Source organism: Paenibacillus sp. FSL R7-0312, from assembly GCF_038004445.1.
Taxonomy (GTDB): Bacteria; Bacillota; Bacilli; order Paenibacillales; family Paenibacillaceae; genus Paenibacillus_AQ.
The window spans coordinates 1657630-1673768 of sequence record NZ_JBBORE010000001.1; the positions used below are offsets into that span (position 1 = coordinate 1657630).

Annotated in this window: 10 protein-coding genes; 4 read left to right on the top strand and 6 right to left on the bottom strand. The window is 54.5% G+C overall.

Annotated elements, in window-relative coordinates:
* The first annotated feature begins 23 nt into the window (after positions 1 to 23).
* A complete protein-coding gene (gene pgmB / locus MKX70_RS07230) occupies positions 24 to 3140 on the top strand; it encodes a beta-phosphoglucomutase (RefSeq protein WP_340839782.1) in 3117 nt (1038 codons plus the stop codon).
* A gap of 248 nt (positions 3141 to 3388) precedes the next feature.
* Here the strand turns inward: pgmB and MKX70_RS07235 are convergent, their stop codons facing one another.
* Both MKX70_RS07235 and MKX70_RS07240 read right to left on the bottom strand, forming a co-directional pair.
* On the bottom strand, positions 3389 to 3877 hold the full coding sequence (locus tag MKX70_RS07235) for a DinB family protein (protein ID WP_340790071.1): 489 nt from the start codon (positions 3875 to 3877) through the stop codon (positions 3389 to 3391).
* Positions 3878 to 4433: 556 nt separating this feature from the next.
* Positions 4434 to 5411, bottom strand: a complete 978-nt coding sequence (locus MKX70_RS07240) for a LacI family DNA-binding transcriptional regulator (RefSeq protein WP_340839783.1) — start codon at positions 5409 to 5411, stop codon at positions 4434 to 4436.
* A gap of 338 nt (positions 5412 to 5749) precedes the next feature.
* Here MKX70_RS07240 and MKX70_RS07245 point away from each other — a divergent pair, with 338 nt between their 5' ends.
* Positions 5750 to 8704: an ABC transporter substrate binding protein gene (locus MKX70_RS07245; RefSeq protein ID WP_340839784.1), complete on the top strand. Its 2955-nt coding sequence runs from the start codon at positions 5750 to 5752 to the stop codon at positions 8702 to 8704.
* A gap of 143 nt (positions 8705 to 8847) precedes the next feature.
* Here the strand turns inward: MKX70_RS07245 and MKX70_RS07250 are convergent, their stop codons facing one another.
* Both MKX70_RS07250 and MKX70_RS07255 read right to left on the bottom strand, forming a co-directional pair.
* Positions 8848 to 10239, bottom strand: a complete 1392-nt coding sequence (locus tag MKX70_RS07250) for an aldehyde dehydrogenase (RefSeq protein WP_340839785.1) — start codon at positions 10237 to 10239, stop codon at positions 8848 to 8850.
* Between the two features lie 71 nt (positions 10240 to 10310).
* Positions 10311 to 11015, bottom strand: a complete 705-nt coding sequence (locus MKX70_RS07255) for a Crp/Fnr family transcriptional regulator (RefSeq protein ID WP_340781728.1) — start codon at positions 11013 to 11015, stop codon at positions 10311 to 10313.
* A gap of 144 nt (positions 11016 to 11159) precedes the next feature.
* On the opposite strand from MKX70_RS07255, the gene hcp reads away from it, so the two are divergent.
* Complete coding sequence (hcp, locus tag MKX70_RS07260) at positions 11160 to 12812, top strand: hydroxylamine reductase (protein ID WP_340839786.1); 1653 nt, start codon at positions 11160 to 11162, stop codon at positions 12810 to 12812.
* Between the two features lie 369 nt (positions 12813 to 13181).
* Here hcp and MKX70_RS07265 read toward each other — a convergent pair whose 3' ends face one another.
* Together MKX70_RS07265 and MKX70_RS07270 are read right to left on the bottom strand one after the other, a co-directional pair.
* Positions 13182 to 14150, bottom strand: a complete 969-nt coding sequence (locus MKX70_RS07265) for an aldo/keto reductase (RefSeq protein WP_340839787.1) — start codon at positions 14148 to 14150, stop codon at positions 13182 to 13184.
* 5 nt (positions 14151 to 14155) lie between these two features.
* Positions 14156 to 15085 carry a LysR family transcriptional regulator gene (locus MKX70_RS07270; RefSeq protein ID WP_340839788.1) on the bottom strand — a complete coding sequence of 310 codons (930 nt, stop codon included), beginning with the start codon at positions 15083 to 15085 and terminating at the stop codon, positions 14156 to 14158.
* A 96-nt stretch (positions 15086 to 15181) separates the two neighbouring features.
* On the opposite strand from MKX70_RS07270, the gene MKX70_RS07275 reads away from it, so the two are divergent.
* A complete protein-coding gene (locus tag MKX70_RS07275) occupies positions 15182 to 16099 on the top strand; it encodes a DMT family transporter (protein WP_042140364.1) in 918 nt (305 codons plus the stop codon).
* Positions 16100 to 16139 lie beyond the last annotated feature (40 nt).

Here is a 16139-nt window from a genome sequence, read left to right on the forward strand (position 1 = left end):
CTCAGCGCAGGTGCCGGATGTACATGAGTACCGCCATTTCCGGCGGCAATGTAAAGAGCGGAGGTCTGTCCCCCGGAGATCAAATACGGGGGTCAGGAGAAATTCGCAATCAGGAGGAGAATATAGAGATGAAGATGAAGCCCTATGAACATCCGCCGGCATTATATCCTTACCGCGAGTGGAGTCTCGGTGAGGAACACTACGAGGATGAGTATAATCAGCGGAGCGAGAGCATGTTCGCGCTCGGCAACGGATATATCGGGATGCGCGGTAATTTCGAGGAAGGCTACCACGGCAAGGCGGGCACTTCCGTAGCCGGGAACTATCTGAACGGATTCTATGATTCTGAGCCGATTGTCTATCCCGAAGGGGCCTTCGGGTTCCCTTCCCGGAATCAGGCGATGCTGAATGTGACCGATGCGCGTATGATCGAGATCAGTATTGAAGGACATGACTTCCGGCTGGACCAAGGGAAGGTGCACCGGTATGAACGCCGCCTGGATATGCAGAGCGGTATTCTGCACCGGGAGGTGGAGTGGGAATCCCCAGCCGGCCACCGGGTGCTGCTGCAGATCCGCCGGATGGTGTCGCTTGCGCACAAGCATCTGGCCGCAATCGACTATGCAGTGACCGCGCTGAACTTCTCCGGCACGCTGAAGTTTGAATCTGCCGTGGACGGCGAGATCCGGCGGCCGGAGGCTACGGATGATCCGCGACTGGGCGCAGGTAGTGCCGAGCCCAGCCTGCTGCTGGAAGATACCGGCTACGATGCTGCCACCCGGAAGCTGTGGATGAAGCAGCGGACACGGCATACGCGGTTTGCGCTGCTGACCGCAGTCAGCCATGCGCTGCAGGCGAAATCCGGCCGCGAGATGAGCCACCAGCTGATCGGGCAGCGGATATCGGTATGTTATGCCGCAGCGGTGTGCAGCGGTGAGACCGTAAGACTCACCAAATATATAACCTATCACACCTCCAAGGATTACGTGGAGGAGGAGCTGCATAGCCGGAGTGACAGGGTGCTGGAGATGGCCGGAGAGCTTGGATTCACCGGTCTGGCCGGGGAGCAGCAGGAATATCTGGATACCTTCTGGGCGCATACGGATGTGGAGATCAACGGCGACCCGGCGCTGCAGCAGGGTATCCGCTTTAATGCTTTTCAGCTGCTGCAATCGGCAGGCCGGGACGGCGCGACCAATATCGGGGCCAAAGGCTTAACCGGAGAAGGCTATGAAGGCCATTATTTCTGGGATACGGAAATGTACATGCTGCCATTCTTCACCTTCACCCAGCCTGAAGTCAGCCGGGCGCTGCTGGAATTCCGCTATGCTACGCTCGGCAAGGCGCGGGAACGTGCGGCGGTCATGTCCCAGAAGGGGGCGCTGTATCCATGGCGGACGATTGACGGCGAGGAGAACTCCGCCTACTTCCCTGCCGGTACCGCCCAGGCGCATATCAATGCCGATATTGCTTACGGGCTGAAGCAATACGTGCTGGCAACGGGCGACACGGAATTCCTGGTTGCCCAAGGGGCGGAAATTCTGTTTGAGACCTCGCGCTTCTGGGCCGATCTCGGTCACTACAACCCCGCGCGCGGAGGTGCCTTCTGCATTGATGCTGTGACTGGACCGGATGAATATACGGCGATTGTGAATAACAATGCCTACACCAATCTCATGGTTCAGGACCAATTCATGTATGCCTATGAGACCGCCCAACTTCTGCAGGAGGAATATCCTGCTGACTATGAACGCCTGCAGCTGGCCATAGGACTGTCCATGGAAGAGGCGGAGGGCTGGAGGGAAGCCGCCGGAAGGATGTTTATTCCTTTTGACAATGATCTCGGCATCTATGCCCAGGATGATACGTTCCTGACGAAGCAGAAGTGGGATTTCGAGCATACGCCGCCGGATAAATATCCGCTGCTGTTGAATTATCATCCGCTGGTGATCTACCGCCACCAGGTGCTGAAACAGGCGGATCTTGTGATGGCCATGTTCCTGCTCGGGAACAAGTTCAGCCTGGCGGATAAAATCCGCAACTATAATTACTATGAGCCGCTAACCACCCACGACTCCTCCTTGTCGCCTTGTATTCACAGCATCATGTCTGCTGAGATCGGTGATTTAACCGGGGCATATGCCTACTTCGACCGCACTGTGCGGATGGATCTTGATGACATTAACCGCAACGCCAAGGACGGGCTGCATATGGCGGCGATGGCCGGCTCGTGGATGTCGATCGTGAACGGCTTTGGAGGGTTGCGGCTGTATGAAGGGGAGCTGAGCTTTGATCCGGCCCTGCCGGAGCAGTGGGAGAGCTACCGCTTCAAGATCACCGTGCGCGGGCAGCTTCTGGATATATTCGTTGATCGTGAGGTTGCCGTATATACGCTGCTGGCCGGCACGGGTCTTGAGATCCGGCATAAGGATCAGCTGCTGCGGCTGCTTCCGCAGGAGCCGGTGAAGATTTCGCTTGCGGGCCGGCTTCAGGCGGTAATCTTTGATCTGGACGGCGTCATTACCGATTCGGCTGAATACCATTATCTGGCCTGGCAGGCACTTGCCGATGAGCTGGGCATTCCCTTCAGCCGTGAGAAGAATGAACGGCTGAAAGGGGTCAGCCGGATGGAATCGCTGGAGATTGTGCTGGAGGGCAGCGGACTTGCGTTGCTGCCAGAAGCCGAGAAGCTCCGGCTGGCGGAGAAGAAGAACGATCATTACAAGCAGATGATCGACCGTATCACCCCGGCTGACCTGCTGCCGGGGATTCCTGAGCTGCTGGATTCCCTGCGCGAGCGGGGAATCTCTACGGGGCTGGCCTCGGCCAGCCTGAATGCGCCGCTGATTCTGGAGCGCCTCGGCGCAGCCCATTGGTTCCAGGCGGTCGCCGACCCGGCTGAGCTCCGGAAGGGCAAGCCCGACCCGGAGATCTTCCTCAAGGCGGCGGAGCTGCTTGGGGCCGCGCCGGGCAACTGCATCGGCGTGGAGGATGCGGCCGCAGGGGTCGCCGCGATCAAGGCGGCGGGCATGAAGGCCGTAGGCATTGGCAGCGCGGCGCAGCTGAGCGCGGCTGACCTGCTGCTGCCGTCTACCTCGGCGCTGGATGCCGGGAAGCTGCTGGAGCTGTGCGCACGGTAACCGGCAGAGCAGCGAACTTTCGGTGTTGAAACCGGTGTATGTACGGCATGTGAAGGGAGCCGTAGTATGCTGAAGTGCTCCGCTTTGCGGTTAAGAGAAATATTAGACGCCCGTGTTCTCCTTAGTTGGTGGGGGGAGCATGGGCGTCTTTGTTGAAATTCAAGAATGTATAAGTTTCACACGATTACTTCTCCTTCCTATTTCCCGCTGGAATGGACGGTCCTTATTAATGACGGCAAGGCTATTTCTTACGGGTTAAGGTTATTTATCGCTGAGCTATCCCAGCCCTGCTCCGGGAACATTTGCCGCAGGTGGTGCTTCATGTGATTCACGTATTCCTCAACCAGCCATTGCAGGGTGACTGTAGTACCGTCATTCCGGAGGAAAAGAAGGTTCAGCTGCTCAGCAGACAGTCGCGAAATTACGCGCAGGACCGACTGATTCAGGCTGATCCACAGGGTCAGCACTTCTTCATGCGGAGCCGAGGCATAATGCTGGGCATTCATCCATTCATTCTGGTCATAATAAGCCAGCTGCAGGGGCTGCGGCTCGTACTGAACCTTGATGAACCGGGTGAGATTGTTGATTGCCGAATCGCATAAATGTCCGAGTAGTTGCAAACAGGACCATTTTCCTCCCGGACGCGGTGCGGCGGATTCCTCTGGAGTAAGACGGTTATACGCAGCGGGTACTGCTGCCAGCAGCAGCTGCAGCTCTGCAATCATAGGCGTTAGCATCAAAACATCGCTTCCTTTCAACTATAAAGTGTGAATAGGATTGGATCAGGAGTCTATCCCTGAATTCAAATATAGACACTATATAGAGACTATTGAGAAACTATTGCTGTATTCCTCTAATCCCCGCCGGAAGTGGGCGGAAAGGGGAAATGAGGGGCATAAGTGCCCTTGATTTCGCCAGTTGCGGGCCTAAGGAGGAAATGAGGGGCATAAGTGCCCTTGATTTCGCCAGATGCGCGCGCAAGGAAGAAATGAGGGGCATAAGTGCCCTTGATTTCGCCAGTTGCGGGCCTAAGGAGGAAATGAGGGGCATAAGTGCCCTTGATTTCGCCAGTTGCGGCCCAAAGGAGGAAATGAGGGGCAAAAGTGCCCTTGATTTCCCAGGCTTCACCGGGGCGACCCAGAAGCAGCCTGAATGAAGCCATGCGTGGCGGCCTGGATATCTGCATGAGCTGCCCAGCAGGCCTTATATGTCATTTAACCGTATAAACTCCAGCCTGATTCACCCGTTAGGGTGACTTTGTGTCTGTGTCTGTGCCTATGCCCATGTCAAAGGCTAAGTCGTAGCGCCCTCCTCCAGCTCCACGGGCAGGATGTAGGCTGATTCGACGGGTTCGCCCTGTACCTGCAGCAGGATTAAATCGACGGCCAGCTTGCCCATCGCCTCCATCGGCTGGCGGATAGAGCTGATGGCCGGATACAGCAGGCTGCGCAGGGTGATGCCGTCATAGCCGATAATCCGCACATCTTCGGGAACGCGCCGCCCTCTGATCTGGCAGGCCTTCAGGGCACAGGCGGCAATGATGTCACTGCCGGCGAAGATGCCGTCCACCTCAGGAAGCTCGCGGAACAGCTGGGCCAGCAGCAGCTCATAGGCTTGGAAGTCGAAGCTGTTGTTGTCCGTATGCAGCGAAACGTACTGGGCGCCGTGCTGCTTCGCGGTTTCTTCGAAGGCGACGCAGCGCAGATGCGATAAGATATTCAGCTTGGGATGCCCGCCGATATGGGCCAGGCGGCGGCAGCCTTTTTCAATCAACAGGGTCGTGGCCAGCCGTCCTCCCGCGTAATTATCCGAGCATACATAAGGAATATCCGGCGAAATCTGCCGGTCAAAGGTAACCAGAGGCAGGTTCATCTGCCGGTAATCCTCTACTTCAAGCGTATGGCTGCCCATAATAATGCCGTCCACCCGGCTTGCTCGCAGCATGTTGATATACTCCTGTTCCTTCAGCTTGTCCTGCCACGAGTTGCACAGCAGTAGCTTGTAGCCTTCCCGGTAGGCATGTTCTTCAATATGACTGGTCAATTCCCCGAAAAAAGGCAGAGAGACATGCGGTATAATCAGTCCGATGATGTTTGATTTCGAGCGACTGAGGGAGCGGGCCAGTTCATTCGGGCGGTAATTGAGCTCGTCCATCGCCTGGTGCACCTTCTGCTTCAAATCTTCACTTAAGTAACCCCTGTTGTTCAATACCCGGGATACGGTAGTTGCCGATACGCCAGCCTTCAGCGCAACGTCTTTGATGGTCGGCATGGCCTGGCCTCCTGTCTAAACAGTCAACTGCAAATTCATTCTAACGTGAGCGCTGTTCTCTGTCCACAAAGGCCGCAGCTCCGCTCTATTTGTTGTTTATTAAAATATCGTTTCCCCCTATAATTATAAGAAAGCGGCAAATTTAAAAGATAAGAATTCATTTGCTTTATGCAATAAATGATCCTTATCTTTTACGCGGATACCGGCCGGTGCAGAATGGGGTGCTTTTTCCATTTAAAAAAGGGATGAGAAGTGGGTTTACCGAATTAGTATAATGTCGAAATTCCTCGTTTTATAATCGAAATCAGACTTTGAGATAGATGAACGGGAGTGTGCGAATGGGTGTAGATAAAATTTATCTCAGGTTGTTAAAAAGCTTGCTCTTGCCGCTGTTTGTCTTACTGTGTACGACAGAAGGCACACACGCCTACGCCGAAGAACTTCCCGCTCAGAATGTGCTGGTGCTGCATTCCTACCAGAAAGGTTTTGCCTGGAGCGATGAACAGAGTGCCGGCATTGAAGAACGCCTCAAGAGTGCAGCCGCTCTGCCTGTAATCTATGCCGAATACATGGATTGGAAACGGTATCCCAATCCGGAGAACCTCGAACACTTCTACGAAACGATCAAATTCAAGTATCAGAATATCCATATTGATGCAGTCCTCACCACAGATGATGCAGCCCTGAACTTTGCCATGAAATACCGCAGGGAGCTTCTGGATAATGCCCCGATCATCTTCAGCGGTGTCAATGAGCTGGGGGTGGCCGGCATCCCGGACACTCACAACATGACAGGTGTTATCGAGAAGATTGATCCTACGCGTACGATCCAAATGGCGCTGGAAATCAACCCTTCCGTAAAGAAGGTTTATGTTGTTTTTGATAATTCGGAGAGCGGATTGTCGACCGGCAAAATGGTCATGGATCAGATTGATGCGCTGAACCTGGGGCTGGAGATCCTCCCTATGAACCGATTTTCTGTTGAACAAATTAAAGCAACGGCATCCGCCCTGTCTCCGGACAGTATCGTGCTGATGACTACATACTATAGTGACTCTACCGGAAGGATTGTTGAGTTTGACAGGTTCTCAAGTGAACTGGGCAAGAGCAGCAGTGTTCCGGTGTACCATATTTATGATTTTGGACTAAACCACGGCGCCTTTGGCGGCAGTCTGATCAGCGGCAGAATTCAGGGCCAGACCTCAGCGGAGCTGGCGCTGCGCATCCTGCAGGGGGAGAGTGCGGTTAATATCCCTGTTGTGACTGACAGCAATGTCCGCAATGTATTTGACTACAACGAGCTTCAGCATTTCAGTGTACCGCTGGACAAGCTGCCGGAGGGCAGCGAAATCATTAACAAGCCGTTCTCCTTCTATCAGACCTACAAAGTGCTGGTATTGAGCATTATTGCCGCTTTTGCCGTGCTGCTGACCTTTATCTTTGTTTTATTATTCTATGTACAGCTCGTGAAACGGATCAGAAGCAATCTGGAAAAAAGCAATGAACGCTTCAGCCTGGCCACCTATGGGGCGGACGCGGTCATCTGGGACGTGGACATGTCCACGATGATCTATTACTTCTCGGACAGCTGGTACGAGCTGCTGGGGTATGAACGGGATGAGATCAATGAGACCCGCGGCGGCTGGAGAGACCTCCTGCATCCTGAGGATGCCGAGCAGGAGGACCGGCTGCGGACCCAGCATCTGGAGGGTCGTTCTTCGTATTACTACGCCGAATACCGGATGCGCAGCAAGTCGGGGGAATACAAGTGGTTCCAGGCCCGGGGCAAGGTGCTGCGTAATGCAGGCGGCGGATATATCCGGTTTGCCGGGTCGATGGTCGATGTCACCGACCGCAAAGGGTATGAGAGCAAGCTGCAGATGAGCTATCAGGAGCTGGAGTCTACCTATGAGGAGCTGACAGCACTGCAGGATGAGCTGCTGGAGCAGTATAACAAGGTGGTGGAGAATCAGGCGCTGCTGCAGACCAGTGAAGAGAAGTACCGCCTGCTGGCCTATAATGATGTACTGAGCGGCCTGCCGAACCGGCTGTCGCTGTCCGAAGAGCTGAAGAAATTTATTCAGGAGCACTCCGGCGGCCATGCGGCACTGTTCTTCCTGGACATTGATAATTTCAAGTACATCAATGATTCGATGGGCCACACCTTCGGCGATGAGCTGCTGGTGAAGGTCGGTGAGCGGCTGCTGGAGTTGTCCGACGGGCGCAGTAAGCATTTCCGCTTCGGCGGCGATGAGTTTGTGATTCTTTTCAAGGATGTAGACGGGTATAGTGAAGTGATCCGCTATGCGGACTCGTTGGTGCAGGGCTTCAAGGAGCCGTTTCAGCTGAGTGCCAGTGTTGTACATATCTCGGCCAGTATCGGGATTGCCCAATATCCGGAGAACGGCGTGAACGCGGAGGAACTGCTGAAGAATGCCGACATTGCCATGTATAAAGCGAAGGAAGCGGGCAAAGGCATTTATGTGATCTACGGGCGTGAGATGCAGCAGCATTTTGATGAGCGTATGATTATTGAGATGCATCTAAGAAACGCCATCTCCAATAACGAGCTCTCGCTGCATTATCAGCCGCTGGTGGATATCGGTTCGAACGAGATCTGGGGCTTCGAAGCCCTGATCCGCTGGAATAATCCGGTGCTGGGCTTCGTATCGCCGTTGTCCTTCATCAAGATTGCCGAGGATTGCCGGCTGATTGTGCCCATCGGGGAATGGGTGCTGCGCACCGCCTGCCAGTTCATCAAGGATCTGCAGAACCAGGGGTATACGGACTGCCATATCTCGGTTAATATCTCGGTCATTCAGCTGATGCTGGATGATTTCACGGACATGGTGCTTACGGTGCTGCGGGATACCGGACTTGCCCCGGAATATCTGGAGCTGGAGATTACAGAGTCGATCTTCATGGAATCCTTCGAGGCTATCAGCTCTAAGCTGGAAGCACTTAAGGTTAAGGGAATCGGCATCGCGCTGGACGACTTCGGAACGGGCTATTCTTCACTGAGCTATCTGAAGCAGCTGCCGATTACCACACTGAAGATTGATAAGTCCTTCATCGACAGTATCGATACCCCGAACAACATGTCGCTGGCCAGCTCCATTGTGACCATCGGCCACGATATGGGCCTGAATGTTACCGCAGAAGGGGTGGAGACCCCGGAGCAGCTGGCTTTTTTGGAGCGGACGAGCTGTGACAAGATTCAGGGCTATTATATCAGCAGGCCTATCCCGGAGAAAGAGGTCGCGGGCTGGGTGGCCGGACGGCGTGCGGGCTGAAGCAATAAGTATACGAAATGTACTCCGTTTGTAGTATAGGTATGTAATATAAAAACAAAAAGGAAACCTCCTTTTAGCAAGGGAGGCTTCCTTTTTCTTTTTTCGCAAAGTGGGGTAGAGGGCTATCCCGTCTCCTAAATCCTCTACTTCAGCAGCTTCCGTGCCAGCTTGACCTTGTTGCCGTATGGCGGATAGACAATCCCGAAATCCAGTCTCGTGCTTCGCTTAACAATGCTCTTACGGTGGGAGAAAAGCTCAAAGCTATGCTTGCCGTGATAGCCGCCTATCCCGGAATTCCCCACACCGCCGAACGGCAGATGGGTGCTGGCTACATGGGTAATGGTATCATTCACACAGCCGCCCCCGAAGGAAACGCTGCCCATTACCTGCTCTTCGACCTGCTTATCCTCAGTGAACAGATAGAGGGCGAGCGGCTTGGGGTGATCGTTGATACTCCGGATAGCTTCGCTAATCTGGCTGTATTCCATAATCGGCAGCACTGGTCCGAAGATTTCATCCTCCATCGAGGCATCGCTCCAGGAAGCCGGGTAGATCAGGGACGGCTCGATGTAGAGATCCTCCGGCACAATGCTGCCGCCCAGGATCAGCTTATCGCGGTCCTGCTCAAGCATCTTTTCAATCCGCCGCAGCTGGCGTTCATTCACAATCCGTCCGTAGTCTGTGTTATGCCGGATATCCGTTCCGTAGAATGCGGTGATGCTGTGTTTGATCCGCCCGATCAGCTCAGCTGCAACATCGCTATGGACCAGCAGGTAATCCGGGGCGATACAGGTCTGCCCCACATTGATCAGCTTGCCCCACACGATCCGTTTGGCCGCGGCCTCCAGATTGGCGGTCTTGTCGACAATGACCGGACTTTTACCGCCCAGCTCAAGGGTTACAGGCACCAGATTCTTCGCTGCCGCCTCCATGACAATTCTGCCTACAGGCACGCTGCCGGTGAAGAATATATAATCGAATTTCGCGTGAATAAGCAGATTTGTCGTCTCTTTCTCACCCTGCACCACCCGGATATATGCGGGGTCAAAGGTCTCCCGGATCATGTCTTCAATGACTGCCGAAGTAGCCGGGGTACTCTCGGAAGGCTTCAATACCGCGCAGTTGCCGGCGGCAATGGCCCCGATCAGCGGCTCAATCAGCAGCTGGAACGGATAATTGAAGGGTCCGATGATGAGCGCGGTCCCGTAAGGCTCTGCTATAATTCTGCTCTTCGCCGGGAACATGTGCAGCGGTGATCTTACCTTAACCGGCTTCATCCAGCGCCGGAGATGCTTCATCATATAGCCGATGCTGTCCAGCGTGAAGCCGATCTCCGTGGCGTAGGCCTCGAATTCACTCTTACGCAGATCCTTATTCAAGGCGGCGATAATCCGGGGCTCGCTGCGCTTGATAGCGTCCTTCAGCTTCTGCAGCTGCTCCAGGCGGAAGCCGGGGGTTCTCGTGATTCCGCTGCTGAACCATTGTCTATGCTCTTCCAGCAGCTGGTCGATATGGGGTGCGGTTAATTGCAACATGCTTGCATCCTCCTCGGGTGAATCTATAGGGTTCGTCTAGTCTAGCCCGGTTTGCTCTGCACCGGGGATCTTCACAGATTGCCTGCTGTAGAGGGCAGGCTCAGGAGGTAATCATTCATCCGGCTTCGGTCCAGCAGCGTGATTTCACTGCCCTTGAAGTCAATCCAGCCCTGATCGCGCAGGAATCCAAGCTCCCTGGACAGTGAAGGACGGGCGGTATTCAAATGCCCGGCCCATTCTTTGCGGCTGAAGGGGAGCTTCAGCGTATCGGAGGCCTGCTGCGTGCCTTGCTCCAGCAGGAAGTCTATAATCCGGCGCCGCAGCGGCCCGGCGGACAGGTTCTCGATTTTCCGGTTAACAAGCACCAGCCGTTCGGACAGATTCTCAATGAAGCGGGTGAGGATATCTGTGTCTGCTGCGAATATTCGTAGCAGCTCCTGCTTGCCGATGAACATCACCTTGCAGGGTCCCGTTGCTGTTACCGTGGCGGGGGCTACATTATCCCTGCGGAATAACACGGCCTCCCCGATGGTCTGTCCTTCCTTGAGGTGGGCGATGGTAACGCTGCTGCCGGTGGAATGCGTCTTCTGCACCTCGACCCGGCCGGAGAGCAGAATTCCCAGCCGGTCTGCCGGGTCGCCTTCGGCGAGGATGATGGCATTCCTGCGGTAAGTGCTGACGGTGTAGGCCAGCGTATGCAGCAGCAGTTCGATCTCTTCTGCGGACTTCCCGCGGAATAACAGGCAGGCTTGCAGCGCGGCAGGCTCCAGTTTCATACATTTCCTCCGAATTCATAATAATCGGTAACATCCGTTACCGATTGATAGACGAAAGTCTACTACAATTACTGGTAACTGTAAAGGCGGGACGCAGCGCTGTCCTGTCCAGCTATCCAATTCATGATGAGGAGTGAATGAGTAATGAGCGACATGTTTTGTTTTCAGTGCCAGGAGGCAGCCAAGGGAACGGGTTGTACGATTCAGGGAGTATGCGGCAAGACCAGTGATGTAGCCAATCTGCAGGATCTTCTGGTGTATACGCTCAAGGGTATTGCGGTGTTCGCACGCAGCGGCCGTGAGCTGGGCATTACCGATCCGGTCACAGAGAAATTTATTATTGAGAGCCTGTTCGCTACGATTACCAATGCTAACTTTGTTCCGGAACACTTCACTGCGAAGATCCGGGAGGGGCTTGCCCTGCGGGATAAATGGCGCAGCAGAATTACGGCTGCCGGAGTGATCGCGTATCTGTCAGAACATGATGCAGCGCTATGGAGCGCCGGTACGGACGGGGAACTGATGGATAAGGCGGCAACCGTGGGTGTGCTTGCTACAGAGCATGAGGATATCCGCTCTCTGCGTGAGCTGCTCACCTATGGTCTTAAGGGAATGGCTGCATACATGGAGCATGCGGCGGTGCTGGGATTCTATGAAGCGGGTGCACATGCTTTTATGGAAAAAGGCCTGACGGCCGTGCTGGATGATACCCTGAGCGGGGGCGAGCTGACTGCCCTGGTCCTGGAATGCGGCAAATTCGGTGTGGATGTGATGGCGCTGCTCGACCGTGCGAACACGGCAGCTTACGGCAGTCCGGAGATTACCAAAGTGAATATTGGTGTGGGTACGAACCCCGGCATTCTGATCAGCGGACATGACCTCAAGGATATGGAGGAATTGCTGAAGCAGACGGAGGGTACAGGAGTCGATGTGTACACGCATAGTGAGATGCTGCCGGCCCACTATTATCCGGCCTTCAAGAAATACAGCCACTTCGTGGGTAATTACGGCAATGCCTGGTGGAAGCAGACTGAGGAATTCGATAGCTTCTGTGGCCCGGTTCTGATGACTACGAACTGTATCGTACCGCCAAAAGAAAGCTATAAGAACCGGTTGTACACAACAGGCAACACAGGTTATCCGGGAGTTCAGCATATTGCAGCAGGAGCAGACGGGGTCAAGGACTTCTCGGCTCTGATTGAGCAGGCCAAAGGCTGCAGTGCTCCGGTAGAAATCGAGACAGGTGAGATTATCGGCGGCTTTGCCCATGCGGCAGTGATGAATGTGGCCGATCAGGTAGTCGGGGCCGTCCAGAGCGGCGCAATCAAACAGTTCTTCGTGATGGCGGGCTGTGACGGACGGATGAAGAGCCGGAGCTATTATACGGACTTCGCGGCGGAGCTGCCTGAGGATACAGTGATTCTCACTGCAGGCTGTGCCAAATACAAATATAATAAGCTGGCGCTTGGCGATATTGGTGGAATTCCCCGCGTGCTGGATGCCGGCCAGTGCAATGATTCCTACTCCCTTGTGGTCATAGCGCTGAAGCTGAAGGAAGTCTTCGGCCTGGACGACATTAACGATCTTCCGATCTCCTACAATATTGCCTGGTATGAACAAAAGGCGGTAATTGTTCTGCTGGCACTGCTGCATCTGGGTGTGAAGAACATTCACCTCGGCCCTACACTTCCGGCATTCCTGTCACCTAATGTAGCTAAGGTGCTGGTAGACAGCTTTGGTATCGGCGGCATTACCACCGTACAGGAAGACATGGAGCGGTTTATTGCAGCGGTGTAACACAGAATGCTGACCTTCTAACCTGCAGCGCTAAGTCTCACAAGACTATCGGATGGCCGCTTTTGCCGGGAATTTCCTGAGTTATCCATTATTCGTGACAGAGATCTGGTAATATTCAAAAATCCTGCATGGCATACAACATCTTGCCCGTTAAACCGGCCCAAATCTAAAATTGTTGTATAAAAGCAGGAATTTTCCTGCTTCATGCGGCTTAGCGGAACAATTCTTGTATTTCATACAACAATCCTTCGCCACACCCGGCTATCAATGAATCAAAGTTGCAAAACGTACAACAAATATGTAACGCACAAAAAAAGCGGGCCCATGGTATACCGGGAACCCGCTTATTTGTGTATGAGCCGACAGCTGTTACGGCAGCCGGTAGACGGCGAATGGCTCCCCGCTGCGGAAGGAGGCGCTGGCCTGATCCAGCTTCTCAAGCGTTGCCGCATCCGGCCGGACGGAGAGGCTCTGCAGGTTATGCTGTACCTGCTCCACCCGGGTGGCACCGACAATCACCGTGGAGACGGCCGGCCTGCTCATCAGCCAGGCCAGAGACAGCGCCGCCGGTGAAGTGTCCAGCTCTTCCGCTATACTGCTAACCTGCTCCCCGAGCGAGATGCGTTCTGGGGTAAGGAAGCGGCGGAAATTCGGGTCGGTTTCCGCTCTGGAACCGGCAGGGGCACTGCCGGTATATTTGCCGGTGAGAATGCCGCCGGCCAGCGGGAAGTACGGGATGATGCCCAGTCCCTGATCCAGACACAGCGGAAGCAGCTCTGCTTCAGGTGTGCGGTCGGCCAGCGAATAGCTGCACTGGATGGAGACATATTTGGCCCAGCTGCGCGCTTCGCTGATGCCCAGCGCCTTCATCAGCTCCCAGGCAGCATAATTGGAGGCCCCGATATAACGTACTTTGCCTGCAGAGATCATATCATCGAGGGTGCGCAGCGTCTCCTCCAGCGGGGTATAGGGGTCGAAGGTGTGAATCTGATACAGATCTACATGATCCGTCTTCAGCCGCCGCAGGCTGCCTTCCAGCTCCTGCATCAGATGGCGGCGGGAAGAGCCGCTTCCATCAGGCCCGTCATGCTTCGGAAGGCCGGCTTTGGTAGCCAGAACGGCAGCATGGCGTCTGCCCTCAAGCGCGAGGCCGATAATCCTCTCTGACTCGGAGCCGGCATAGATATTAGCGGTATCGATGAAGTTGATTCCCTGATCCATGGCGGCATGAATAATGCGGATCGAGGTCTCCTGATCGGCTCGTTTGCCGAACGAGTTGGTTCCAAGACCCAGTGCAGATACCTGCAGGCCGCTATTTCCGAGACGATTATATTCCATGTTAATCACTCCTTATCGGTATCGTTAATCAGGCCGGCTGCGGCCGGAGACGGCGGAGCGGCTTCATTGCCGGAGAACAGCTGCAGTGCAGTATCAATAAATAATTGAACGGCAATAGAGGTCTCCTCCAGGGAATGGACGGCGATATGAATGTCGCGGTAAGCATCAGGCGCCAGCTCCCGGACCACGACATTCGGCGGCAGCGACAAGAGGGAGAGCTGTGACATCACACCGACGGCGAGCCCCTCCTTAATCATATTCAGTGCGGTAATGTAGCTGTTGACCTCGTATTTCACATTCAGCCTGCTTCCGGCCCGGTTGAATAAGTCCACTACCGGAGGCTCGTAGCCCGACCGGCAGAGCAGCATAGGCTGAGCTTCCAGATCCTTCACGCAGATGATCTGCTTGTGCCGAAGCTCGTGATCCCCGGGCAATACGGCGTAGAGCTTCTCCCGGAACAGCGGCAGGGAGGCGAAATCTTCGACCGGCGGAATCATCAGGCCTGCGTCAATGAACCGTGATGCCAGCCAGTCCTTCACCTCGGCGACCGAACCTTCATATAATCTGATCTCAATTCCGGGGTATTTGGCAGTGATGGCACTGATAATCTTCGGGACAAAATAGGCAGCGGCAACCGGAAAGGCGCCGATGCGGATGAGGCCCTTCTCCAGGCCTTTCTCGGCGGCAAGCTCCTGATCTATCTTATCGAGGCCGCTGAGGATTCCGCGGCAGATAACCAGAATCCGCTTGCCGATATCCGTCAGCATCAATCCGCTGCGCCGGTCGCGCAGCAGCAGCTTCACGTCCAGCTCGGCTTCGAGTGCGGAGATGGCGCGGCTGACTGCGGGCTGGGTCATATTCAGCTCAAGACCTGCCTTGGTGAAGCTGCGGCTCTCAGCGATTAAGACAAATAGGCGAATTTGAGTGTTATTCATATCTAATCTGGTATGCCCCTCATGATTATAATTCATTTCAATTATGACTGAATCTATTGTATCATTTGGGAAGAAATCAGAACAAGAGGTGAACTCATGCAGAAGCGGAAGCAAACCATTGGCTTATTAGTGTTCCTGGTTATTGTCTGGGGCATCAACTGGCCGCTCTCCAAAATTGCCTTAACGTATGCCCCGCCCTTGCTGTTCGCCGGAATCCGAACGGTCATTGCCGGTATTATACTAATCATCGCGGCGCTGCCGAAGCGGAAGCAGCTGCATTTGCGCCAGCTCTGGCCCGTCTATCTGGTGTCAGCATTCCTCAGTATCGTCTTCTACTATGGCTTCCAGACGATTGGCCTGCAGTATGTGCCGTCCGGATTATTCTCGGCCATTGTATTCCTGCAGCCGGTGCTGCTCGGAATCTTTGCCTGGATCTGGCTGGGCGAGCGGATGTACGGGCTTAAGATCGCCGGCCTCGTAATCGGCTTCCTCGGGGTAGCCTCGTTAAGCCTTGGGGGATTAACCGGAAGTATCTCGCCTATAGGCGTACTGCTGGCCTTGGCCAGTGCACTCAGCTGGGCGCTGGCTACGGTCTATACCAAACGCAATGCAGCCAGAGTAGATATGCTGTGGATGACCGCGATGCAGATCATGATCGGCGGGGTAATCCTGCTGGCGGCAGGCTCAGCTTCGGAGAGCTGGGCGGATATTAGCTGGAGTAGTACTTTTATAATAAATACATTGTTCATCGCGGTCTTCGTGATTGCGCTGGGCTGGTTGGTATACTTCAAGCTGATCAATGAAGGAGAGGCCGGCAAGGTAGGCTCGTTCACCTTTCTGATTCCGCTGATTTCCATCGGCTCCAGTGTAGTCTTATTGCATGAACAGATTACGTTGAATCTGGTCATCGGTATGCTGCTGATTGTGAGCAGCATTATTCTGGTGAATGTCAGGCTGGGCCGGAATGCCGGGAGTGTCCTGCAGACCCCGGTACCCGGTCTGGGTAAGGAATAAACAAACGGCTGCTCCCTCAGAAGAGGGGCAGCCGTTTATG